22 protein-coding genes are annotated in these 23,101 nt (G+C 44.2%); 18 read left to right on the top strand and 4 right to left on the bottom strand.

Translation table 11 applies throughout. From position 1 onward, the window contains the following. Positions 1 to 186: 186 nt before the first annotated feature. The 18 genes from ACN0V2_RS04595 to ACN0V2_RS04510 all read left to right on the top strand — a co-directional run bounded on the left by ACN0V2_RS04595 (position 187) and on the right by ACN0V2_RS04510 (position 18,036). Complete coding sequence (locus tag ACN0V2_RS04595) at positions 187 to 585, top strand: pilin (RefSeq protein ID WP_417549616.1); 399 nt, start codon at positions 187 to 189, stop codon at positions 583 to 585. Positions 586 to 786: 201 nt separating this feature from the next. After that, on the top strand, positions 787 to 1,284 hold the full coding sequence (locus ACN0V2_RS04590) for an ATP-dependent zinc protease (protein ID WP_417549615.1): 498 nt from the start codon (positions 787 to 789) through the stop codon (positions 1,282 to 1,284). Then, positions 1,281 to 2,186: a 30S ribosomal protein S6--L-glutamate ligase gene (gene rimK, locus ACN0V2_RS04585; RefSeq protein ID WP_304918084.1), complete on the top strand. Its 906-nt coding sequence runs from the start codon at positions 1,281 to 1,283 to the stop codon at positions 2,184 to 2,186. The genes ACN0V2_RS04590 and rimK overlap by 4 nt, the downstream gene beginning before the upstream one ends. Further along, positions 2,186 to 3,241 (top strand): succinylglutamate desuccinylase/aspartoacylase family protein, encoded by a 1,056-nt coding sequence (locus tag ACN0V2_RS04580; protein WP_417549614.1) that lies wholly within the window; start codon positions 2,186 to 2,188, stop codon positions 3,239 to 3,241. The genes rimK and ACN0V2_RS04580 overlap by 1 nt, the downstream gene beginning before the upstream one ends. A gap of 109 nt (positions 3,242 to 3,350) precedes the next feature. Continuing rightward, the gene (gene speA, locus ACN0V2_RS04575) at positions 3,351 to 5,300 is read left to right on the top strand and encodes a biosynthetic arginine decarboxylase (protein ID WP_417549613.1); all 1,950 of its coding nucleotides are present in this window, start codon (positions 3,351 to 3,353) and stop codon (positions 5,298 to 5,300) included. Positions 5,301 to 5,324: 24 nt separating this feature from the next. Next, positions 5,325 to 6,524 (top strand): saccharopine dehydrogenase family protein, encoded by a 1,200-nt coding sequence (locus tag ACN0V2_RS04570; RefSeq protein WP_417549612.1) that lies wholly within the window; start codon positions 5,325 to 5,327, stop codon positions 6,522 to 6,524. Positions 6,525 to 6,760: 236 nt separating this feature from the next. Further along, on the top strand, positions 6,761 to 7,927 hold the full coding sequence (nspC, locus tag ACN0V2_RS04565; protein WP_417549611.1) for a carboxynorspermidine decarboxylase: 1,167 nt from the start codon (positions 6,761 to 6,763) through the stop codon (positions 7,925 to 7,927). After that, entirely contained in the window at positions 7,924 to 8,808 is an 885-nt protein-coding gene (speB, locus tag ACN0V2_RS04560) for an agmatinase (protein ID WP_417549610.1), read from the top strand. The genes nspC and speB overlap by 4 nt, the downstream gene beginning before the upstream one ends. A gap of 362 nt (positions 8,809 to 9,170) precedes the next feature. After that, on the top strand, positions 9,171 to 9,578 hold the full coding sequence (locus ACN0V2_RS04555) for a ketosteroid isomerase-related protein (protein WP_417549609.1): 408 nt from the start codon (positions 9,171 to 9,173) through the stop codon (positions 9,576 to 9,578). 84 nt (positions 9,579 to 9,662) lie between these two features. Beyond that, positions 9,663 to 10,250 carry a GNAT family N-acetyltransferase gene (locus ACN0V2_RS04550; protein WP_417549608.1) on the top strand — a complete coding sequence of 196 codons (588 nt, stop codon included), beginning with the start codon at positions 9,663 to 9,665 and terminating at the stop codon, positions 10,248 to 10,250. 138 nt (positions 10,251 to 10,388) lie between these two features. Beyond that, positions 10,389 to 11,273: a carbon-nitrogen hydrolase family protein gene (locus ACN0V2_RS04545; protein ID WP_417549607.1), complete on the top strand. Its 885-nt coding sequence runs from the start codon at positions 10,389 to 10,391 to the stop codon at positions 11,271 to 11,273. Positions 11,274 to 11,411: 138 nt separating this feature from the next. Further along, positions 11,412 to 12,494, top strand: a complete 1,083-nt coding sequence (gene apbC, locus ACN0V2_RS04540; RefSeq protein ID WP_417549606.1) for an iron-sulfur cluster carrier protein ApbC — start codon at positions 11,412 to 11,414, stop codon at positions 12,492 to 12,494. 41 nt (positions 12,495 to 12,535) lie between these two features. Next, entirely contained in the window at positions 12,536 to 13,102 is a 567-nt protein-coding gene (gene dcd / locus ACN0V2_RS04535) for a dCTP deaminase (protein WP_417549605.1), read from the top strand. 14 nt (positions 13,103 to 13,116) lie between these two features. Then, positions 13,117 to 14,148 carry a WD40 repeat domain-containing protein gene (locus ACN0V2_RS04530; RefSeq protein ID WP_417549604.1) on the top strand — a complete coding sequence of 344 codons (1,032 nt, stop codon included), beginning with the start codon at positions 13,117 to 13,119 and terminating at the stop codon, positions 14,146 to 14,148. Positions 14,149 to 14,154: 6 nt separating this feature from the next. Further along, the gene (locus ACN0V2_RS04525) at positions 14,155 to 14,472 is read left to right on the top strand and encodes an NGG1p interacting factor NIF3 (protein ID WP_417549603.1); all 318 of its coding nucleotides are present in this window, start codon (positions 14,155 to 14,157) and stop codon (positions 14,470 to 14,472) included. 4 nt (positions 14,473 to 14,476) lie between these two features. Continuing rightward, complete coding sequence (gene pepN, locus ACN0V2_RS04520) at positions 14,477 to 17,128, top strand: aminopeptidase N (protein WP_417549602.1); 2,652 nt, start codon at positions 14,477 to 14,479, stop codon at positions 17,126 to 17,128. After that, a complete protein-coding gene (locus ACN0V2_RS04515; protein WP_417549601.1) occupies positions 17,128 to 17,550 on the top strand; it encodes an HIT domain-containing protein in 423 nt (140 codons plus the stop codon). Before pepN ends, ACN0V2_RS04515 begins: the two co-directional genes overlap by 1 nt. 237 nt (positions 17,551 to 17,787) lie before the next feature. After that, complete coding sequence (locus tag ACN0V2_RS04510; RefSeq protein ID WP_417549600.1) at positions 17,788 to 18,036, top strand: DUF2835 domain-containing protein; 249 nt, start codon at positions 17,788 to 17,790, stop codon at positions 18,034 to 18,036. Here ACN0V2_RS04510 and ACN0V2_RS04505 read toward each other — a convergent pair. From ACN0V2_RS04505 to ACN0V2_RS04490, 4 genes are all read right to left on the bottom strand, one after another. After that, entirely contained in the window at positions 18,033 to 20,795 is a 2,763-nt protein-coding gene (locus ACN0V2_RS04505; protein ID WP_417549599.1) for an EAL domain-containing protein, read from the bottom strand. The two genes, ACN0V2_RS04510 and ACN0V2_RS04505, sit on opposite strands and share 4 nt — an antisense overlap. A 54-nt stretch (positions 20,796 to 20,849) precedes the next feature. Further along, on the bottom strand, positions 20,850 to 22,097 hold the full coding sequence (locus ACN0V2_RS04500; RefSeq protein WP_417549598.1) for a hypothetical protein: 1,248 nt from the start codon (positions 22,095 to 22,097) through the stop codon (positions 20,850 to 20,852). Further along, the gene (locus ACN0V2_RS04495) at positions 22,094 to 22,522 is read right to left on the bottom strand and encodes a hypothetical protein (protein ID WP_417549597.1); all 429 of its coding nucleotides are present in this window, start codon (positions 22,520 to 22,522) and stop codon (positions 22,094 to 22,096) included. The genes ACN0V2_RS04500 and ACN0V2_RS04495 overlap by 4 nt, the downstream gene beginning before the upstream one ends. Before the next feature lie 82 nt (positions 22,523 to 22,604). Next, positions 22,605 to 23,042, bottom strand: coding sequence for an RDD family protein (locus tag ACN0V2_RS04490; RefSeq protein ID WP_417549596.1), 438 nt, complete (start codon positions 23,040 to 23,042; stop codon positions 22,605 to 22,607). Between the last annotated feature and the right edge of the window lie 59 nt (positions 23,043 to 23,101).

Raw genomic sequence — 23,101 nt, 5'->3', positions numbered from 1 at the left:
ACAAGATTGCCTAGCTATAAACTGACAAAAATTGTCACTAGTTGACGTAGCTTGACCTTTATAAAATTGAATAAAGAATATATATTTTACTAAGTTTATGATTTTAAATTGAAATAAATATTGGCATGGAGAGTGCTCTATTGAATTTGAGCACAAAGCTTGTCGTATATTTATGGAGATTGAAAGATGAAAAAAACACAACAAGGTTTTACGTTAATCGAATTAATGATCGTTATCGCGATCATCGGTATTTTGGCGGCAATCGCTTTGCCTGCTTATCAGGACTACACAAAACGTGCCAAATTTTCAGAAGTTATTTCTGTAGCTAATGGTTATAAGACTGCCACAGCAATTTGTATTCAAGCAGAAGGAAATGCAACCAATTGTGATTTAGGTTCGAATGGTGTTCCTGCTTCACGTACAACAGATTATGTATCAGGTGTAACTGTAGCCGATGGAGTAATTACGGTTAGTTCTCAAAACATCGATCCTAATCCAACTTATGTTCTATCTCCGGATTCCTCAGGTACTCAATGGACTGTTGGTGGTGGATGTTTAACATCGGATCCAATTCTTTGCCAATAATGTAGAACTTTATTCTGCAAGCCCCGATTCGTCGGGGCTTTTTTTGTCTCTGAGGTATTCATTATTCCTTAGCAAAATCTATTCAATTCAACTGATTGACCACATTTAATTCTGCTTAAACTTTTCATATCTAAAATCCTTTTTGACAGCCGACTCTAAATTGCTTTCAATTGCCCCATAAATTCTTTATTGGGGAATCCCATGGATAATCATCCGCAAAAAATAACTGTTGGCTGGCGAGAGTGGTTGAGCTTACCGGAGCTTGGCATAGATAAAATCAAAGCCAAGGTGGACACCGGAGCTCGAACATCGGCGATCCATGCCTTTTCGGTTGAACCTATTGATAAAAACGGTGAGCTTTGGGTACGATTCGGGGTGCATCCAAATCAAAACGATACTGAAACCGAAATCTGGTGCGAAGCGCTAGTTAAAGATGAGCGTTATGTCACGGACTCGGGCGGGCATACCGAAAAACGTTACGTCATTCAGACGCCATTGAGCGTTGGCGGTCATACCTGGCCAATCGAAATTACCCTTACAAACCGAGATACCATGCTGTTTAGAATGTTACTAGGACGTACTGCCATGACGACTGGTAATATATTGGTTAATCCGGCATTGTCCTATCAAGCCAGTCCTTCACCAAACAACACAATTCAAGCGCCCAAAGACGAAGCACTTGATGGAGAATCTGCATGAAAATAGCCATTTTGTCCCGTAACTCGAAGCTATATTCGACTCGTCGATTAGTTGAGGCAGCGCAAGCGCGAGGACATGAGGTGGATGTGCTGGATGTGTTGCGTTGTTATATGAATATCACTTCGATGAAACCGGAAGTGCATTACAAAGGCGAAAATCTTAGTGGCTATGATGCGGTGATTCCGCGGATCGGGGCTTCGGTGACGTTTTACGGAACGGCTGTACTTCGCCAATTTGAGATGATGAATGTTTATCCGTTGAATGAGTCAGTAGCCATCAGTCGGTCACGCGATAAACTCCGTGCTCTGCAATTACTGTCACGCCGCGGCATTGGGTTGCCGGTCACCGGTTTTGCACATCGCCCAGATGATGTGGATGATTTAATCAAAATGGTCGGTGGAGCACCGTTGGTAATTAAATTACTAGAAGGTACTCAGGGCATCGGTGTGGTGCTTGCCGAAACGGCGGGCGCTGCAGAAAGTGTTATTGAAGCCTTTATGGGCATGAAAGCCAATATTCTGGTGCAGGAATTTATCAAAGAAGCCGGTGGTGCGGATATCCGATGTTTTGTCGTTGGGGAGAAAGTGGTTGCAGCCATGAAACGACAAGGCAAAGAGGGTGAGTTCCGTTCTAATCTGCATCGTGGTGGTACCGCCAACCTGATTCGTATTACACCAGCTGAACGCGCTACAGCAGTACGTGCTGCTAAAACCATGGGCCTGAATGTCTGTGGTGTGGATTTATTACGTTCGAATCATGGTCCGGTGGTAATGGAAGTGAATTCGTCACCAGGGCTGGAAGGTATTGAAGCAGCCACCGGTAAAGATATCGCCAGTTTGATTATCGATTTTATTGAAAAAAACTCTGTTTCCGGAACCACTAAAACCAAAGGGCGAGGTTGATGGCAAATGAGCTGATTATTGCCGGGCAGAACATTGCTCTAGGGGAAAATAAAGTAGTTGATGTGGCATTACCTGATTTGTATATGCATACCTCGTTGAGTATGCCGGTGCAGGTGATGCGTGGTAGACGGGAAGGACCGGTTTTATTTGTCTCTGGGGCGGTACATGGTGATGAAATTGTCGGTGTTGAAATTATTCGGCGGTTAGTTCGAAGTAAGCGACTTAAAGGTCTGAAAGGCACATTAATCACCATTCCAGTAGTAAATGTATATGGATTTATTAATCAAACACGTTATTTACCTGATCGCCGTGATTTAAATCGTTGCTTTCCAGGCTCTGAAGAGGGTTCACTCGCGGCGCGTTTAGCCAATCTATTTATGAGTGAAGTAGTGCATAAATGCACCCATGGAGTGGATTTACATACAGCGGCAATTCATCGCGATAATCTTCCGCAAATTCGAGCAGCATTGGATAATCCTGTAGTTGAAGAAATGGCCAGATCTTTTAATGCACCAGTTATTTTGAATTCAGGTTTGATTGAAGGTTCATTGCGCCATGCTTGCCAGCAGGTCAATGTTCCGGTCATTGTGTATGAAGCGGGTGAAGCATTACGCTTTAATGAACTGGCGATTCGTGCTGGTGTCAGAGGTGTTTTGGCGGTAATGCGTAAATTAGGTATGCTAGCCGAATCCCGTACTAAACATGTAAAACCTGTTGATCCTTTTGTTGCACGTTCCAGTAGTTGGGTGAGAGCGCCGCAAAGTGGTATTTTTAGGATGCTAGTTCCCATGGGCGCGCAGGTAACAAAAGGCGATATCCTGGGTATGGTAGCGGCGCCCTATGGTGATGAGAAATCTGAAACCAAAGTTGTCGCAATTTGTAGTGGTGTCATCATTGGCAGAACCAATATTCCACTGGTAAATGAAGGCGAAGCCTTGTTCCACATTGCGCGATTCAACCGCCCCGATGAGGTCGCTGATAGCGTTGAAGCGTTCAATACCAATCTGGATCCTTCTACCGACACCAGTGCTCCGGAAGAACGACCGATTATCTAAAATGTTCTTTCCGGTCAAATAGACTTGATACTGTCATAATATTTTTGCAATTTATCCTTAAAATAGTGACAATCCCGCGATTTAACTGAAGCCAAAGGGGGTCATACTGATGACACAAACCCAAGCCAACCTTGATATCAACACACCGCCAGTTGCGACTGAAGAATGGAGTGCGCAACAGAGCAGCAAGCTTTATGGTGTGCGTGATTGGGGGGCGGATTATTTTGATATTTCCGCCGATGGCAATGCTGTCGTCAGTTTGCAATTTGGTGAAAAGACCGTTCATGTTCCATTGATTGATATTGTTCATGGCATGAAAGAACGTGGTCTGGATATGCCAGCTGTTTTACGTATTGAGAATCTGCTGGATTTACGCATTACCCAATTGAATGAAGCCTTTGCCAGAGCTATTGAAACGGCAGGTTATCAAAATCATTATCGTGGTGTGTTTCCTATTAAGGTCAACCAACAATGCCATGTAATCGAAGAAATAGCCGACTACGGCCGTCGCTATCATCATGGATTGGAAGCAGGTAGCAAAGCCGAATTGATTATTGCTATCTCGCAGTTACGTGATCACGACAGCCTGATTATCTGTAACGGCTACAAAGACGAAGAATTTATCGAATTAGGTTTATATGCCCGTCAAATGGGTATCAAGTGTTTCTTTGTGCTGGAAACCGCCACGGAATTAACCACTATTCTGGAGCGCAGCAAAGCGCTGGGAATCGAACCACTGATCGGTATGCGTATTCGACTTGCTTCAACCGTCGAAGGACACTGGAATGGTGACAGTGGTGATCGTTCAATATTCGGCTTGTCGACTAATGCTTTATTGGAAGTAGTCGAACAACTTAAAAAAGCCGATATGTTGCATTGTTTGCAGTTATTGCACAGCCATTTAGGTTCACAAATTCCCAATATCCGTAACATTCGTAGTGGTGTAATGGAAGCATGTCGTTTCTATACTGGCCTTATCGAAGAAGGCGCACCGATGGGCTACATGGACCTTGGTGGCGGTTTAGCGGTTGACTATGAAGGTGCCCACTCAAATAGCACGCACAGTATGAACTATGGTTTGGATGAATACTGCTACAACATTATTGAAGCTTTACAAGAATGTCTGGATCCTTTGGATATTGCCCATCCAGTACTTATTACTGAATCAGGGCGTGCATTAATCGCTTATTCTTCGATGCTGCTTTTCAATGTGCTTGAAGTGCGTGACCATAAACCTGGTGCGATACCTGATCAAGCGCCGGAAGACAGCCACGATATGTTGTTTAATCTCTATGCCGTGCTGGGCAACGTTACGGTGCAGAATCTGCAAGAATGTTACAACGACGCCATTTATTACCGGGATGAATTACGCGAGTTATTCCATCATGGTCAGGCGACATTACGTGAACGTGCCTTAGCTGAAAACGTATCACTCGCTATTCTGGAAAAAATCTCCGAATTATTGCCTCAGGCTCGCCGGGTCTCAGCTGAATTAGAAAGCCTGCCAGAATTACTGTCAGATATTTATTACGGCAATTTCAGTTTGTTTCAATCGTTACCGGATATCTGGGCGATTGATCAGATCTTCCCGATAATGCCGATTCATCGTTTAAATGAAAAACCGACTCGATCAGCTGTAATCGCTGATATGACCTGTGATTGTGACGGCAAGATTGACTCATTTTCTTACGAAGATGGCATCTGTAAAACCTTGCCACTTCACCCGCTTAAAGAAGGTGAAGAATACTATTTAAGCGTATTTCTGGTCGGTGCTTATCAGGAAACATTAGGCGATTTACATAATCTGTTTGGTGATACCAACGTGGTCAGTGTGCATATCAGTGAAGATGGCACATTTAACTTTGTTCGTGAGTTTCATGGCGATAGCATTGCCGACGTACTCAGTTATGTGGAATACGATCCAAAAGTGATGCAGGAACAGTTCCGCAAACTGGCTGAACAAGCCGTTCGGGATGGCAAAATTTCCGTACCCATGCGACAACAAATGTTACGAGCCTTCAGCGACAGCATGAATGGCTATACTTTCTTTGAAAGATAATCTCAGGTTTAAGGACTCAGCTCTATGTCAAAAGTGATCATTATTGGCGCCGGTGGTGTTGGCGGCGTCGTTACTCATAAATGTGCCCAGTTACCGGAAGTTTTCTCGGAAATTATTTTGGCCAGCCGTAATGAAGATAAATGTAAAGCGATTGCTGCACAGCTGGATCGACCAATTCGCACTGCCCAGGTTGATGCGGATAATGTGCCTGAGCTGACCGCATTATTGGAAAGAGAAAAACCAGATTTGGTCATCAATGTGGCATTGCCATATCAAGATTTGCACATCATGGATGCCTGCCTGGCTGCTGGTGTCGATTACCTTGATACAGCTAACTATGAACCGTTAGATACCGCCAAGTTTGAATACAGTTGGCAGTGGGCTTATCGTGAAAAATTCGAAAATGCCGGTTTGATGGCTTTGCTTGGTAGCGGTTTTGACCCCGGAGCTACTAACGTATTTACCGCTTATCTGGCTAAACATTATTTCGATGAAATTCATGAACTGGATATTATTGACGTTAATGGCGGTGATCATGGTTATCCATTTGCCACTAACTTCAATCCGGAAATCAACATTCGTGAAGTTACGGCAGAATGCCGTCATTGGGAAAATGGTGAGTTTGTTACCACGCCAGCTATGGCGAAAAAAGCTAGCTTCACTTGTCCTGAAGAAGTTGGTAATTACAACATTTACCGTATGTACCACGAAGAGCTGGAATCACTGGTAGTAAATTTCCCGACTTTAAAACGTGCTCAGTTCTGGATGAGTTTTGGTGAAAGCTATCTGAAACATCTGGAAGTATTGGGTAATGTCGGCATGACCGGTATCGAGCCGATAGATTATAACGGCCAGCAAATCGTACCTATTCAGTTCCTGAAGGCTTTATTACCTGATCCTTCAACCCTTGGACCGCGTACCAAAGGTAAAACCTGTATTGGTTGTGTAGTGAAAGGTGTTAAAGATGGTAAACAGAAAATCGTTTATCTCTACCAGATTAAAGACCATCAGGATTGCTACGCTGAAGTGCAGTCACAGGCGATTTCCTATACAACCGGTGTACCAGCCATGATTGGCGCCAAAATGATGCTGGAAGGCAAGTGGAAAAAACCTGGCGTCTGGAACATCGAACAGTTTGATCCGGATCCGTTTATGGAAGATATGAATAAATACGGACTTCCCTGGGAAGTGATTGAACTGGATGATTTCAATCTCGACGATTGATTAATCAACCGCAGAGAAACAGAGGGCACAGAGTTTTTTATCCGCAGATTTTTGCAGATTATTTTTGTCGGGTTACGCTAGGTTAACCCGACCTGCGTTCCACTTAAAATTAAAAATCTGCGACCATCTGCAATAATCTGCGGATGATTTATTTTTACCTCTGTGCTCTCCGTGTCTCTGTGGTTAATGAGTGTTAACAATACAAATTAACTATCATTTTCAGGTGTTTGAAAATAATGCAATTTACTGACTTTACCAAGCTGGATTTATCTCGATTACCGTCGCCGTGTTTTGTGGTGGACGAGGTTGCAGTTGAGCGTAATTTACGCATTTTGAATCAAGTACAAACTGCCAGTGGTGCTAAAGTTTTGGCTGCCCTTAAGGCCTTTTCAATGTGGTCTTTAGCACCGTTGACTGCCAGATATCTGAGCGGCACCTGTGCCAGTGGTCTGCATGAAGCGCGGCTTGGTTTTGAAGAATATGGTGGCGAAGTGCATGTGTTTGCTGCGGCCTTCAGTCAAGAAGATATTGACGAACTGCTGACTTTTGCTCAGCACATTGTGTTTAATTCCTGTGGCCAATGGCTACGGTTTCGAGAGCAATGTCTGGCAGCGCAGAAGCAACGCCCGGAACTGCATTTTGGTTTACGCATCAACCCGGAACATTCAGAAGGTGCGGTGCCGATTTATGATCCGTGTGCACCCGGTTCACGTTTAGGCATTCCGTTATCACAATTAGACGAAACTGCTTTGGATGGCATTTCCGGACTGCATTTTCATACTTTATGCGAACAAGGATTTGAACCGCTGCAGCGCACAGTAAAAGCAATGGAAGCCAAATTCGGACATTTGTTGCCACAAATGCAATGGGTAAATTTTGGCGGTGGCCATCATATTACGGCTGATGGCTATAACATCGATGGTCTTATCGACATGATTCAGGATTTTAAACAACGGCATAAGGTCGAAGTGTATCTGGAACCGGGGGAGGCTGTAGCAATTGGTACCGGCATCTTGAGTTGCGAAGTTTTGGATATCAGTTGGAATCATCTGGATCAGGCTATTCTCGATACTTCTGCCACCTGTCATATGCCCGATACATTGGAAATGCCTTATCGTCCGGATATTACCGGTGCAGGTTTGTCTGATGAGAAGTCCCATACTTATCGGCTGGGCGGTTTAACCTGTCTGGCGGGCGATGTGATTGGTGATTACAGCTTTGATAAGCCCCTGGAAATTGGTCAACGGCTGGTATTTGAAGATATGGGCCATTACACGATGGTTAAAACCACGACATTTAATGGCACCAAATTACCGTCACTGGCTATCTGGAATTCCGAAACCGATGAGTTACGTGTAGTCAAAAGCTTTGGCTACAGCGATTTTAAAGAGCGACTGTCATGAACACTGAATTGAACGAAGAATTTCCAATTTTCCTGGGCTCCGAGATTGATCAGGCTGATCCAAAACAGGCGATGTTTCATGTATTACCTGTGCCATATGAAAAATCAGTTTCCTATGGTGGTGGCACGGCTAATGGACCCTCCACCATCTTGAATGCCTCATGGCAACTGGAAAAATGGGATGGCAAAAGCAACCCATGTGATTTGGGCATCTATACCTGCCCGCCAGTCGATTGCAGCGTCAGTTCGCAACAGGTGATTGATAACATTGCTAATGCCACTGCTGAAATCATCCGTAACGGTGGTATTCCTGTGGTTTTAGGCGGTGAACATACCGTGACCTATGGCGTTATCAAAGGTTTGAAAGATGCTGGAATTGATGACTTCGGAATAGTGCAGATTGATGCTCACGCCGATCTGCGTCATGCCTATGAAGGCGATATTTTGAGCCATGCCTCGGTAATGAAACGCGCAGTAGATATGGGTATTCCGTTATACCAACTGGGAATTCGTGCCTTTTGTGAAGAAGAAATGCAGGTGCGTGAAGAGTTTGGTGTGTATTACCAGGATGCCGATGAACTGGTACCCAACAATATTAACAGCATTACCTTGCCCGATGATTTCCCGCAAAAAGTGTTTTTTACAGTCGATATTGATGGCATGGATCCCAGTGTATTTCCATCAACAGGTACACCAGTACCGGGTGGCTTGAGCTGGTACCAGACCTTGAATTTGTTTGAATCAGTCGCCAAACAACGTGAAATCATCGGCTTTGATGTAATGGAATTTGCACCGATTGAAGGATTCCACGCCTATGACTTCGCTGCATCAATGCTGACCTACAAATTGATGGGGATAACTGCTCGTAGTCGCCAAAGCTGATTTTTTGAAAGTAACCACAGAGACACAGAGATAAAAGAAAATAGATCCGCAGATGAACGCAGATTTATAGTTTTTTAATGGGCCTTAGTTTGGGGTGAGCCTGCGAAACCCAAAATCATCTATTCTCATGCACCATGTTGAGTTTTATAAATTCAACTCGACCTAAACTTTGTTAAAAACGGTAGGTCGGGTTAGCGCAGCGTAACCCGACAAAAATAATCTGCGAAAATCTGCGTAATCTGCGGATAACTTCAAAACCTCCATGCCCTCTGTGTCTCAGTGGTGAATTAGTAGTTTTTGCTTTTCTTTGAAGCGTTTACACGTTAAAATTCGCGGTTTTTTTACTCTCTGGGGTCTGCGACATGAGCCAAGCTACAATCACATTGCTGCAAAACTACTACGATGCGTTCAACCGTCAGGATATGGATGCGTTTTTGAATATGCTGACTGATGATGTTATTCATGACGTTAACCAAAGTGGTCGTGAAGTTGGTAAAGAAAAATTCTCAGCATTTATGGACCGCATGAATGCCCATTACAAAGAACAAATCGTTGATATTTCCATCACCAGTAATGAAGCAGGTGATCGTGCTGCCGTGGAGTTCACTGTATTAGGTGAATACCTGAGCACCGATGAAGGTTTGCCAGAAGCAAACGGTCAAAAATACAACTTGCCAGCCGGTGCATTTTTTGTGATTCGTGATGGCAAAGTCGCTCGCATCACCAACTACTACAACCTGGAAGACTGGGTTAAACAAGTAGTCGGTTAAACTGCAGTACAATCAGCCAGGCTGGAATGTATTTTCCAGTCTGGCTTTTTTATATGCCTTTCCATTGCACGGATTGAAATAACTATGCTGGAATTGAAACGTTTATCAGGCGAAGCCCTGAATCAATTTATTCCTGAACTTGCCAAATTACGTATTCAGGTTTTCCGTGATTTTCCTTATCTCTACGATGGGGATCCGGATTACGAAGCACGCTATTTGCAGACTTATATCGAAGCGCCTGACAGCGTGATTGTTTTAGCGTTTGATGGAGATAAGGTCGTCGGTGCATCGACTGGCATTCCGCTGAAATATGAAACCGACGAAGTCAAAGCGCCTTTTATCAAAGCGGGCATTGATATCGATAGCGTGTTTTATTGTGGTGAGTCGGTGTTGTTATCGCAATATCGAGGGCAGGGCGCTGGCATAGCGTTCTTTGACCATCGTGAACAGCATGCACGTGATTTGGGTGGATATGAGTTTAGCTGTTTTTGCGGTGTACAACGCCCTGATGATCATCCTCGACGTCCAACAGGTTTCAGACCGCTGGATAATTTCTGGCGTAAACGGGGTTATGAAAAACATCCTGAACTTCACACCACTTTCAGCTGGAAAGAACTGGATGAAGAGCATGAATCACCCAAGCCAATGACTTTCTGGATGAAGAAACTCTAAGCGACGTTTTGTTTCTATAACAATAGCTTGTCTGCATAGTGGTTGAGAAGCTATTACAAATAAACTGTTTAGCATTGAAATAAGGCTGAAACGCCCAATCTTTAATGTCCGATTAACGATTTCCCGAGTTTGGTGTAAATGAGCAAAGTTAAAGTCGCTGCCGCACAGTACGATATCGGTTTTTTCAAAGACTGGTCGCAATTCACTGATAAATTGACTCAGTGGGTCGCTGAAGCCGTTGAAGAAAAAGCCAAACTGCTGGTGTTTCCTGAATATGGCAGCATGGAACTGGCCTCGTTATTTGGCGAAGCGGTTTATAAAGATCTCGGCAAACAATTGCATTCTATGCAGGATGTTTATGCTGACTGGCAAGATCTGCATCATCAGCTCAGCAAACAATACGATGTGATGATGCTAGCCAGCACGTTTCCTGTTTTGCAGGATGATGGCACTTTTCGTAACCGTGCCAACCTGTATGGTCCTGATGGCCTGATTGGTTTTCAGGATAAATTGATCATGACGCGCTTTGAGAATGAGCAATGGTTGATTCATCCTGGTCAACAGATCAAAGTACTGGATACCGATGTGGGTCGAATTGGCATCAACATTTGTTATGACAGTGAATTCCCGATGATTGCCTACCAACAGGTTAATGCTGGTGCAGATTTGATTTTGGCACCAAGTTGTACGGATACCCAGGCAGGCTTTCACCGTGTACGGATTGGTTGTCAGGCACGGGCGTTGGAAAATCAATGCTATGTCGTGCAATCGCCAACATTTGGTGAAGCGCGCTGGTCGGAAGCCGTTGATGTGAATACTGGACGAGCCAGCATTTATACCCCGGTCGATTATGGTTTTCCCGATAACGGCATTCTGATCGAAGGGGTGGCAGATAAGCCGGGGTGGGTGTGTGCTGATCTGGATTTAACGGAAATCGCCCGCGTTCGTCAGGAAGGACAGGTATTTAATTACCGGGACTGGCCGCTGCAACACAAATTATCTGGACCTGACCAAACTCGCTAAGCACTTAACACACCGCTGTTATGGCGGTGTTTTTATTTGTAGCAGTCAATAGCCCTGCAAGCTGTGTGGATGCAAGGGTTTCCGGCAGAGTATAAAATGCTCGGTCTATCTTGCTTTAAAAAATTACAGGAGTCATGCATGACTAGCCCCGCGCAAATTGAGGAAATCGTCAAAAATTATCAGGATCCCTCAACGCTGATCACGTTCGGCGATACTCGCGCCACGGTCAAGGTTTTGCAGGATGATAAGCAGACGCAGGTTGATGTTGTGCTGGGGTATCCAGTCAAAGGTTATGCTGCTGAACTGGCCCAGAACTTAAAGCAATTAATTGAAGCTGATGGCGCAACCAATGTCAGCGTCAATATCACTACTAAAATAGTAAAACATAAAGTGCAGCAAGGCGTTCCAGCACTGGAAAATGTTAAAAACATTATCGCAGTTGCTTCCGGTAAGGGCGGCGTTGGTAAATCCACTACCTCGGTCAACCTGGCTCTGGCTTTGGCAGCTGAAGGCGCAACGGTAGGTATTCTCGATGCTGATATCTATGGTCCTAGTCAGCCGCGTATGCTTGGCACCACGCAACGTCCTGAATCGATTGATGGCAAATCAATCGAGCCAATAGAAAGCTATGGCATTCAAAGCATGTCGATTGGTTTTTTAATCGACGAAGAAGAGCCGATGATTTGGCGTGGCCCAATGGTCACCCAGGCTTTGCAGCAAATGCTAGGTGATACCAATTGGAAAGAGTTAGATTATCTGGTGATCGATTTACCACCTGGTACCGGTGATATTCAGTTGACCTTGTCACAAAAAGTACCGGTTAGTGGGGCGGTCATTGTTACTACACCACAAGATATTTCATTGCTTGATGCCCGTAAGGCATTAAAAATGTTTGAAAAAGTGAAGGTTCCGGTATTAGGTGTCATTGAAAACATGAGCACGCATATCTGCAGCCAGTGTGGTCACGAAGAGCATATCTTTGGTGCCGGTGGCGGACAATCAATGGCCGATCAATACGGCGTGAATATGCTGGGCAGTTTGCCTTTGGATATTCATATCCGCGAAGATGCCGACAATGGTCAGCCGACGGTAGTAAAAGATCCGGATGGCGACATCGCGATGGCGTATCGTGGAATTGCCCGTCGTATTGCTGCTAATCTGGCGATGCAGGGTAAAAATTATGCCGCCGCCTTCCCGAATATAGTTATCAAGAACGACTAATCAGGCTATCATCAATATCTTTTGAGCTTAACTGACGGACTATGAGCATAAAATCAGATAAATGGATCCGCCGCATGGCAGAACAGCACGGCATGATTTCGCCGTTCGAGCCAGGTCAGGTACGTGAACGCGAAGGGCAGCGCATTATTTCCTATGGTACCTCCAGCTATGGTTACGATGTACGTTGTTCCACCGAGTTTAAAATCTTTACCAATATTAATTCAGCGATTGTTGACCCGAAAAATTTTGATGCCAGCAGTTTTGTGGATATCAATTCAGATGTGTGCATTATTCCGCCGAATTCATTTGCTTTGGCTCGCACCATTGAATCGTTCAAAATTCCACGTAATGTGTTGACTATCTGTCTGGGCAAATCCACTTACGCCCGCTGCGGCATTATTGTGAATGTGACGCCGCTGGAACCTGAGTGGGAAGGCCAGGTCACATTAGAGTTTTCTAACACCACACCTTTACCTGCAAAAATCTATGCTCACGAAGGTGTGGCGCAAATGTTGTTTTTTGAGTCTGATGAAGTCTGTGAGACCTCCTATGCTGACCGGGCTGGTAAATACCAGGGGCAGCAGGGTGTAACTTTACCGAAATCCTAAGCGGAATGATGTCGATGAGTAATATCAGCAGATTCATATTTCCAGGGCTGCTCTTATTACTCAGCGGTTGTGAAGAGCGCCCACAACAAACCTATGAATGGCAACATAGCGAGGGCAGTTATGCTGCTGCTTTTTCAGCAGATGGAAAGTATTTATTATCGGCAGACGTAGACGCTGCCGCCAGACTTTGGGATCTGCAAACTAATCAAGTTAAATACAGTTGGCAAAGCGAACAGAAAGAAACGGTTCGCAGTACCTCAGTGGCTTTAGCCAAATCCAGCCCTGTTGCTGCAACCGTAGAATTAGACACGGTCATGCTATGGAACACTCAAAACGGCATGCCGGAAAACCGACTAACATTTCCATTACGAATAAAATCGCTGGATATTTCACCCGATGGTCAGTTTTTACTAATCGCGTTGGCTGATAGTACGGCGGTGTATTTTGATATCGAAGCCAACCGTGTTCGTCATGTGTTTGAACATGATGGTGCGGCTGTAGATTCACCGGTAAAGCATCCTATTAACTCTGTGGCTATCTCACCCGATGGCAGAACGGCATTAACCGGCGGTGATGATCGAACGGCTCGTTTATGGGATCTGCAAACGGGAGAGCAGTTACAGAACTGGGTGCATGGCAATACCGTGAATCTGGTGAAATTTGATCCGCAAAGTCGATATGTTTTCACTGCTGCCGATAATGATCATGCTTATATCTGGTCTTTGACAGATGGTAGTCTGCAATCACAGTTACGTAGTTCAGCTTGGCCAAAATCCATGCCTGTACCGGATTTTCCGGTATTTACCACTACCACAACCGCGGTCAATTTTTCTGAAGATGGCATGTTACTGGTTACGGGCCATGCAGCAGAGCGCATTTGTGTCTGGCAACTCCCCCAAGGTGATAAATTGCGTTGCTGGAAAGTGACACGCAAAAACCCACTTAACCCTGGAATGGTTATTCAAGCCGTGGCGTTTGATGCCAATGCTAGCAGTGTATTAAGTATTTCAGGTACAGGCGTCGCGCAGCAATGGCAGTGGAGGTAAAAACGCATGTACAAACTGGTTTTTTTTGTTCCTGAAACCCACAAAGAATTAGTCAAAGAAGCCATTTTTAATGTTGGAGCAGGGCATTTTGACGGTTATGAATTTTGTAGCTGGGAAACATTGGGCGTGGGCCAATTCCGTCCCTTATCGGACAGCCAACCCTATATCGGTGAAAGCGGAAAACTTGAACAAGTAAACGAATACCGGGTTGAGACAATCTGCTCGAACGACACTATCAAAGCGGTTGTCTCAGCTTTGAAACTGGCACATCCATACGAAGAGCCTGCTTATCAATACTGGCCTGTTAATCAAGAGGAATTTTAATTTAATGAACGCACCTGCGTCCCCCCAAACGATTCGTCTCGCGGATTACACCGTTCCATCTTATCTGGTCGACAGCGTTGATTTGCATTTTGATTTGGATGCTTCCACAACGCGTGTCACCAGTATGCTGACTATGCGACGTAATCCTAAAGGCCCAGGTGAAGATTGTGTGTTAAATGGCGAGCATCTGGAATTGGTTAGTATCAAACTCGATGGTAAAGCATTAACCGCTACAGAATTTCAACGGTCAAATACCCAACTGATCATCCCGCAACTCCCAGAAAAATTTCAGTTGGAAATTGTGACCGAAATCCATCCAGACCAAAATACCGCTTTGGAAGGTTTGTATCACTCAGGTGCTTTGGTCTGCACCCAATGTGAGGCAGAAGGCTTTAGACGCATTACCTATTATCCGGATCGTCCTGATGTGATGGCGGTATTTACCGTAACCATTACTGCCGACAAACAGAAATGGCCAATTCTGTTATCAAACGGTAACTTGCAAGAGCAGGGCGACTTAGCAGATGGACGCCATTGGGTTCGCTGGCATGATCCACATCCTAAACCCTGTTATTTGTTTGCTTTGGTTGCAGGTGATCTCTATATGCAACAGGACAGCTTTACGACCTTAAGCGGCCGTGAAGTGACCTTGCAGATCTATGTCGATAAAGAAAATCACGACAAATGCGATCATGCATTGGTGTCTTTAAAGCAATCCATGCTTTGGGACGAAGAGACCTATGGTCGTGAATACGACTTAGATATCTTCATGATTGTTGCGGTCAATGACTTCAATATGGGCGCTATGGAAAACAAGGGGCTGAATATCTTTAATGCGGCCTGTGTTTTGGCCAGTCCTAAAACGGCTACCGATAACGACTTTTATACGATTCAGAGCATTGTTGGCCACGAGTACTTCCATAACTGGTCCGGCAATCGTGTGACCTGCCGTGACTGGTTCCAGTTAAGCCTTAAAGAAGGCTTCACCGTGATGCGCGATCAGTCTTTCAGTGCGGACTTGAATTCTGCGGCGGTGCAACGAATTGATGATGTTGATCAGTTACGCAGCCTGCAGTTTGCTGAAGATGCCGGCCCGATGGCGCATCCTGTCAGACCCGATAGCTATATCGAAATCAGTAACTTTTATACCGTGACCATTTACGAGAAAGGCGCGGAAGTCGTGCGCATGATCAAAACTCTGGTGGGCGATGAAGGTTTCCGTAAAGGCACTGATTTATATTTTGACCGCCATGATGGTCAGGCAGTGACTACAGATGATTTTGTCAAAGCCATTGAAGATGCCAACCGTATTGATTTAACTCAGTTCAAACGTTGGTATACCCAGGCTGGAACGCCGGTTATTAAAGCCACTCATGAATATGATTCAACAAAGAAAATATTGACCTTAACCTTGCAGCAATCTTGCCCAGCTACGCCTGGCCAGACTGAAAAGCAACCGTTCTTAATTCCAGTTGCGATGGGATTACTAGACGCTGCAGGTAATAGTTTGCCATTGCAATTGATTGATGAAGCTAAACCTTATGACAATGACACCCGCGTATTAGAACTGAGCGAAGCAGAGCAGACTTTCCGCTTTATTGGGGTAGAGCAAAAGCCGATTGTATCTTTACTGCGTGGCTTTTCCGCGCCGGTTAAATTACTCATTGAACGCGATAATGAAGAACTCGCGTTTTTAATGGCCAATGAAAAAGATAGTTTTAACCGTTGGGATGCCGGACAAAGTCTTTTCATCCAAGTCATGCTGTCTTTAATCGACGATTATCAGCAAGATAAAACGCTGCAATTACCAGAAATTCTGTCCAAACAATGTGCTGCAGTATTAGAGGATAAAACGGCTGATCCGGCTTTGGTCGCGCGCATGCTGACATTGCCCTCAGAGAATTATCTGGCAGCACAAATGAAGGTGGCTGACGTCGATGCCATCCATCATGTGCGTAAATTTGTAAAAGATACTTTGGCAATGCAATTGAAAGCCCAGTTTGATGCTTTGTATCAGCAACACAATTTGCCAAATGTGCCGTATCAGTTCAACTCAGAGCATATGGGACGACGCAGCCTGAAAAATGTCTGTCTGGGCTATCTGATGGCAACTGGCGATCCGATGCAAACTCAGCGCTGCCTGAAACAGATGAAACAGGCCGATAATATGACGGACACTTTGTCAGGGCTGCGTCTGATGGTTGATCAGCCAGGGACCGAACGTGAACATGCCTTACGGGCATTTTATGAGCAATGGCAGCATGACCGACAGGTGGTTGATAAATGGCTTACAGTACAGGCTCTATCCAGCCTCCCGGATACAATGATTCGGATTAAAGGTTTGATGAAACATCCTGCGTTTAGCATTAAAAATCCAAATAATGTTCGGGCGTTGATAGGTCAGTTTTGCCGCAATAATCCAGCGTTATTTCACTCAAAAGATGGCAGTGGCTATCGTTTCCTGGCTGAGCAGATTTTGGTTTTGGATAAAATTAATCCTCAGGTGGCTTCAAGGCAATTGGGGGCCTTTAATTCATGGCGCCGATATGATGCAAAACGTCAGGAAATGATGCGCGATGCATTGCAAAATATTGCTCAGCAGCAGGATCTATCATCTGATGTCTATGAGATCGTTAATAAATATCTGGCGGATTAATGAAATTTGAATTACATCCTCAGTTAGCTGCGGACACATTTGTGATCGGTGATTTACCGCTCTGTCGAGTGTTATTGATGAATGACGCTCGTTTCCCGTGGGTAATTCTGGTGCCACGTCGCAATGATATCAGTGAAATTTATGATCTTTCGATGCAGGATCAGCAATTACTTTGGCAGGAGTCAGCATTAGTCGCTGAAAAACTGATGAAACTCACCGAGGCCGATAAAATGAATATTGCGGCATTGGGTAATGTGGTTCCGCAGTTACATGTGCATCATGTGGCTCGCTTTAAAACCGATCCAGTCTGGCCAAAACCGATTTGGGGGCAGAGTACAGCTGAGCCTTATAGTGAGTCAGATAAACAACAAATGCTGCGTAATTTAAGTGAAATGTTTAGGGGCTTTTTGGTAAGGGTCTGATGATTTTTCATAGCCATCACTGCTGGAAGCTATTTTTTCGGCCAGCAAGGCGGAAATAATGAGGTGTAGTTATTCTACATAAGTTATTTCCAACGCAGTTGGGCGGAAAAATAGCTCCAGCCCTTCGGGTTGAGGCTGAAAATGCACCACTCTTCGTTGCTCGTCGTTTATTTAGAATAACTAAACTGCTCTCCTCGCGCCTTGATTGGTGCATTTTCAGTCACAACAGAGGTGGCTATGAAAGATCAACAGACCCTAAAGGCCAAAGCCTTAACGTTTAGACTTAATGTCGATAGGGAAGAGGCGATGCGCTACTATCGCGGCGAAGCCTCTGCTGTTGTTGCCAGAACAGATACCGGCAAATCGTTACAGTTTCCAGCGTTACATGTGCGGCGGTTTATTACCCAAACCGGCATTCATGGTCGTTTCAGAATCCACTTTGATGATAATCATAAATTGCTCAATCTAGAAAGAATCGGCGATTAATCTGAGTGAGCATTATCGTCCAGTAATTCAGGCTTTGGTCGTCCTATGTGATAGCCCTGAGCATAATCCACCCCGATAGTTTTTAACATCGTCACAATGGCAGCATTTTCTACAAATTCAGCGATAGTCTTTTTGCCCATGCCTTTAGCTACATCAACTAAAGCATTGACGAATAAACGGTCATCGGGGTTGTCACAAATATGTTGAATGAATGCTCCATCGATCTTCACAATGGCGACTGGTAATTCACGCATATAGCGAAATGAAGCAAAGCCAGTACCAAAATCATCTAACGAAAACTGGCAGCCAAGCTCATTTATCTGCAGCATCATGGCTTTGGCTTGGCCATAATCCGCCACTGCAGCGGTTTCGGTTAATTCAAAAATTAAGTTTTCCGGTTTGGCTCCGGTTTCACGGAGTAAGCGTTTTAGACGAGGTAGCAAATCCGGATCTGAGGTGGCATGAGCCGACAGGTTTAATGACAATGAAATAGGAGTAGGCAGTTGATCAAACTCAGCTTGTTTAGTGATTCCCATTTGCAAAACATGATGATCAATCTGATGAATCAAGCCCGTTTGTTCAGCCACCTCAATGAAACTGCCTGGCATATGCAGGGTGCCATCGGCATCCTCTAATCGTAATAATGCTTCGTAGTGGCTGACTTTGTTGGTAGTCAAATTAAGAATAGGTTGGTAGTGAAAGATAAAACGTTGATTTTTACCAGCGAGAGCATCAATGATCTTTTGTTTCCAAAGAATTCGATTTTGTAGATGGCTACGGGTTTTGTCGTCGATATTAAAGGTGTGCCAGGTATTTTTACCTTTCGCTTTTGCTTGATACATTGCGAGATCTGCATTGCTTAATAGCGCATCAACACCCTGATCGGCTAGAGGAAATTCAACCAACCCAATACTTGATGAGATATGGTAGCTAACATGCTGATAAATGAAGTTTAACTCAGCCATTTGAACCGCAATCTTTTTGCAAAATTGCTCAGCACCTTTCAAATCTGTCTGTGGCAGAATAATGGCAAATTCATCTCCTCCAAGTCTTGCTACCAAATCGGTTGAGCGACTTACTTTACTGAGCACTTGGGCGACACGCTTAAGCAATTGATCACCAATATTGTGCCCACAGCTATCATTCAAGTCTTTAAACTGATCTAAATCTAGAAATAGCAGTACACCTTTACCTCCTACAGTTTCGGCATGCAAGAGAATGCGTTCAAATTCAGCATTAAATTTAAATCGATTAAATAACCCCGTTAATGCGTCATGTTCGGCCATCCACAGAATTTGATCTTCATTATGTTTTTTCTCGGTGATATCGACACCTACTGACAAGATGACAGATTCATTATTTTGTACATTAAGGCTTGAGTGCACCCAAGAAACAACCCGAACGTTATCTTGATGATGGATGAAATCGGCCTCTATTTGCTCAACATTTGAACGTTTTTCTTTAATGTCGCTCAGCGCCTTATAAATATGTGGCCATTCTTCAGGAGAGAAAAAACGTTGTAATGGCGTGTTGATAATTTCGCTGGCTTTTATGCCGGTAATACGTTCAGCATATTGATTAAAGGAGGTAATACGACATTGCTGGTCAAGCGTAATAATGATCAGTTGTGCAGTATTGATAAGATTTTTAACAAAATCACGTTCCTGCTGTAGTGCTAATGTTTGTTGTTCAACTGAACCATGAAGCTGTTCAAGCTGTGAAGTAAGGGAGACCGTTGCAGATTCCAACAAATCGAGTTCATCTGTTGCACGATTAGGTTTTGAACTTGTGATGGATTGCCGGACCGATTGATATTGCTGTTTTGCTAATAACGGCAAAGCTTTAGAAACTCTAGCGAGACGTCGCAAAGGTGACGAAATAAATAAAAATAAACAGATCCCTAACAACACCACACTCAGAACAGCGAACAGAATGTTGTGAACTAATGACCGGTGGATTTCTTGTTGCTGTTCGCTAATATTCTCCATAATCACAAACATCACATCTTCACTGCCTTGTGGACGAATCATATGGAATTCAATCGGTAAGTCATTGGGACGCATAATATGATTTTGCATAGTATGAAACACATGCTGATGAATGCCGCTAAATTGTTGTAAATAAATAATATTCTCTTCAAAATGACTGAGTGCATGAACATACTTATGCCATGAAGCAAGGTAACGATTTTTTGACATCTCGCCATCGGTGTAGGAAGAAAGAATCGCTAGATCGGCACCAGTTTTAGTGGCAAATCCTAGTATGATTTGACTGATGTCATAGCCTAGAAGCAGTACATATTCAATTTGGCTTTCATTGAGCACAGGGATTAACAAGTATTGACGACAGCGTTGCTGACAGTCGACTTTACTGTAGCTTGTTTCCGAGTTCGCAGTTTGTATGACAAATGGACTAATCGATTCTGGGACATTGAGTCCCCATCCCCCTATGAATTGTCCATCACGTTTATATAATTGAGCCACACTTACATTCCAGCCCAGTTCCAATTCGCTTTGCTGACTATTGATAAGATTAAGTAGCTGAGTTGGGTTCGGCCCCTTACTGGCTGGAATCAATACAAACTCAGCCAAGCGCTGTAATTCATTTTTACTCGATTCCAGCTGACCATCCAAGTATTGGTGATATTGCTGCTGGATTTGCTCACGGACAAAGCCGAATTTATGTTGCATATCCCAATAAATCATTAGCGGGAAACTGATATTGAGAATGAGCAGTAAACCGCCAAACAGTAGAGCCAATTTCCATTTCAGGCTGAAAAATCGGGATGGGTTATCAGTTGAGTTCATATGAGTTTAGAAATGGTAGGAAACAGAAAGAGCAAACAAATTCCAGTACTTATCACTCTGGCTCATATCGTTTTCCCGTGGAGATAAGGTGGCTGTTCCTTCAATAAACTGATATTCGGCCCGTAATTGCCATTGAGATGTAACATCCCAGCGAGCCCCCAAGGCCCAGGTTTGACTATAAAATGCATGCGCCGGCATTGGCGACTGCTCAATGCCAAAGTTTGCGAGAAATGCACTTTCTTCGCGTGTTTGTTGGGCTCTTTTACTGCCATTCCAATCATCGTGATTCAGCTGAAACTCCTCATAACGCAAAAAACCTTGCCATCTAGGATTGAAGTTATAACTAAGTTGCGAGTAGTAACCGATTGCATTGAAATCCTGCGCCGCAAATGCTGAACTGATATTGCGATATCTCGCAGCCTGAAAGGCCACTTCGGTAGTGAACTGCCATTTTTCGCCATTAAATTGCATCGAAAAAACACTGTAATCAATATCAATGCTTCCAGAGCTCAATCCCGCTCCTGCAGGGAAAGCAATTCTATCTGCGCTACCGGCACGAAAATCGGTGCGCACACTTGCGCCGGTAACAGCATATATCCAGCGCCCACCATTATGCTCATAAAGCAGTCTGCCAAAGGCTGCTAAATCGTCAGCCCGAGTTTTGCCATCCCAATCCTGGCCCATATAGGCATATTCAAAGTTTTTATCGACAATTGGATAACCAACGCCTCCCTGTAATGACCATGTGCCGCTATCGCGGTAGACACGACCATAAAGATGTAATCCATCTGACGATACCGTGAGGTTTCGTACTTTATCGAAATAAATGGCTTGAGGAAGAAAAATCCCTTCGCGTGTATGCGCTACATCCCGCGTTTCGTTATATAAACCAATTGGATTTTTGATCCGACCTAAATACATACCTAAAGTACTTTCTGATGAAGAAAATAGCGTGGCATCCAGCAATGCATAATCGATTTGTGGTGAACCAGAATATAAATCTCCTGCTCGACGAGACAGTATCTGCGCAGCTAATCGTAGTCGTGGAGTAACAAGATAACTGCCATTCAAACCAATTTCGGTGAAATCAAAACTGCCATTGTCACTATCACCAAAAAAGCGATTATCGGAAGTATGAACAAAGGCCTGGGAGGCAAAGCCATTCCAGTGAAATCGTGAAGATGAGGTACTAGCTGTATCAGCAAAGACGGGTAATGATAAGCCAGTGGCTATTAACCATAAAACCAGCTTCATGATGGTGCTCCCAATGACGTGACGGTAGCATCTATCTCCGACTCACTGATATAGCCGATAGCTCCGGGCGTATTTGCCACACGCTGTCGCATTTCTGCTTCACTATTGACGCGGCTAGGTTTTATTCCAGTCCCCGAAAAAGCTTGTTGATCCCAAATACGTCTGAGTTGATAAGGCAACATCCCCAACAACGATTTGCAAAAATGTATATGTAAAGGATGTTCATCATCTAATACAAAAACATTAACGGGAGTGCCATCAGGCCATTGGGATATGCGCATGGCAAAAATCGCGCGGAGGGTGGTTTTGGATAATTGCAGATCAACTAGCGTGGGATTGACAATCACGGTTTCGGCTTTGGAAATGGGGGTAAATGCCAGTAGCACTAGGACAAGCCATAAATTTACAATACTGAACCTAGCCATGGCTTCGACCTATCCTTTATCCAAGCATGGCTGATACTAACGCGTGATTAGTCAAAAGAAAATAGCAATTCCACTAATTTGGTTATTTTTGTTTAGGGCTGTAAATAAGATAACTGCCTGAAGCGATATCATGCCAGCTGAGTTTATCGGGGCTTAGCCATAGCCACCAGTATCCCAAACCCAGTGGTAACCATGAAAATATGCTGAGTACAAAACGCAAGAAAGCTTGTTGCCAGTTAATTCCGGTGCTATTGCCACTAATGAGATAAACCCGCCAGGCGCGCATCCCCAGTGTTTGTCCGCCATGGGTCCAGAACCAACCATAAAAGATAAAAGCGACCCCAAGTAGATAAACAAAAAAGAAGGGGTTATTGGCACCGATAGCTTCACCACTATTAAAGGCTACCGCCACCGCGGCGGCAATCAATAGTACTGATACTAGCAACATGGCGTCATAAAGCATCACTGCAAGTAGCCTTAATGGGCCAGGTTTGTGCGTTGTGGGTATATTTTCGATCATTATAAAAGCTCAATTTTATTGGGCGAATTCGGGCGTATAACGTATCATATTCGCTTTCA

It is taken from the genome of Methylophaga sp. (assembly GCF_048266885.1).
Lineage (GTDB): Bacteria > Pseudomonadota > Gammaproteobacteria > Nitrosococcales > Methylophagaceae > Methylophaga.
This window is presented reverse-complemented; position numbering and strand designations above follow the sequence as displayed.

Excerpts from the sequence above, each read along its gene's own strand:
- ACN0V2_RS04570 (WP_417549612.1), top strand. The coding sequence starts at position 5,325 with ATGTCAAAAGTGATCATTATTGGCGCCGGTGGTGTTGGCGGCGTCGTT.
- speA (WP_417549613.1), top strand. The coding sequence starts at position 3,351 with ATGACACAAACCCAAGCCAACCTTGATATCAACACACCGCCAGTTGCG.
- ACN0V2_RS04500 (WP_417549598.1), bottom strand. The coding sequence starts at position 22,097 with ATGAAGCTGGTTTTATGGTTAATAGCCACTGGCTTATCATTACCCGTC.
- ACN0V2_RS04490 (WP_417549596.1), bottom strand. The coding sequence starts at position 23,042 with ATGATCGAAAATATACCCACAACGCACAAACCTGGCCCATTAAGGCTA.
- ACN0V2_RS04510 (WP_417549600.1), top strand. The coding sequence starts at position 17,788 with ATGAAAGATCAACAGACCCTAAAGGCCAAAGCCTTAACGTTTAGACTT.
- ACN0V2_RS04580 (WP_417549614.1), top strand. The coding sequence starts at position 2,186 with ATGGCAAATGAGCTGATTATTGCCGGGCAGAACATTGCTCTAGGGGAA.
- rimK (WP_304918084.1), top strand. The coding sequence starts at position 1,281 with ATGAAAATAGCCATTTTGTCCCGTAACTCGAAGCTATATTCGACTCGT.
- speB (WP_417549610.1), top strand. The coding sequence starts at position 7,924 with ATGAACACTGAATTGAACGAAGAATTTCCAATTTTCCTGGGCTCCGAG.
- ACN0V2_RS04545 (WP_417549607.1), top strand. The coding sequence starts at position 10,389 with ATGAGCAAAGTTAAAGTCGCTGCCGCACAGTACGATATCGGTTTTTTC.
- ACN0V2_RS04590 (WP_417549615.1), top strand. The coding sequence starts at position 787 with ATGGATAATCATCCGCAAAAAATAACTGTTGGCTGGCGAGAGTGGTTG.
- ACN0V2_RS04530 (WP_417549604.1), top strand. The coding sequence starts at position 13,117 with ATGAGTAATATCAGCAGATTCATATTTCCAGGGCTGCTCTTATTACTC.
- pepN (WP_417549602.1), top strand. The coding sequence starts at position 14,477 with ATGAACGCACCTGCGTCCCCCCAAACGATTCGTCTCGCGGATTACACC.
- dcd (WP_417549605.1), top strand. The coding sequence starts at position 12,536 with ATGAGCATAAAATCAGATAAATGGATCCGCCGCATGGCAGAACAGCAC.
- ACN0V2_RS04525 (WP_417549603.1), top strand. The coding sequence starts at position 14,155 with ATGTACAAACTGGTTTTTTTTGTTCCTGAAACCCACAAAGAATTAGTC.
- ACN0V2_RS04515 (WP_417549601.1), top strand. The coding sequence starts at position 17,128 with ATGAAATTTGAATTACATCCTCAGTTAGCTGCGGACACATTTGTGATC.
- ACN0V2_RS04550 (WP_417549608.1), top strand. The coding sequence starts at position 9,663 with ATGCTGGAATTGAAACGTTTATCAGGCGAAGCCCTGAATCAATTTATT.
- ACN0V2_RS04495 (WP_417549597.1), bottom strand. The coding sequence starts at position 22,522 with ATGGCTAGGTTCAGTATTGTAAATTTATGGCTTGTCCTAGTGCTACTG.
- ACN0V2_RS04595 (WP_417549616.1), top strand. The coding sequence starts at position 187 with ATGAAAAAAACACAACAAGGTTTTACGTTAATCGAATTAATGATCGTT.
- apbC (WP_417549606.1), top strand. The coding sequence starts at position 11,412 with ATGACTAGCCCCGCGCAAATTGAGGAAATCGTCAAAAATTATCAGGAT.
- nspC (WP_417549611.1), top strand. The coding sequence starts at position 6,761 with ATGCAATTTACTGACTTTACCAAGCTGGATTTATCTCGATTACCGTCG.
- ACN0V2_RS04555 (WP_417549609.1), top strand. The coding sequence starts at position 9,171 with ATGAGCCAAGCTACAATCACATTGCTGCAAAACTACTACGATGCGTTC.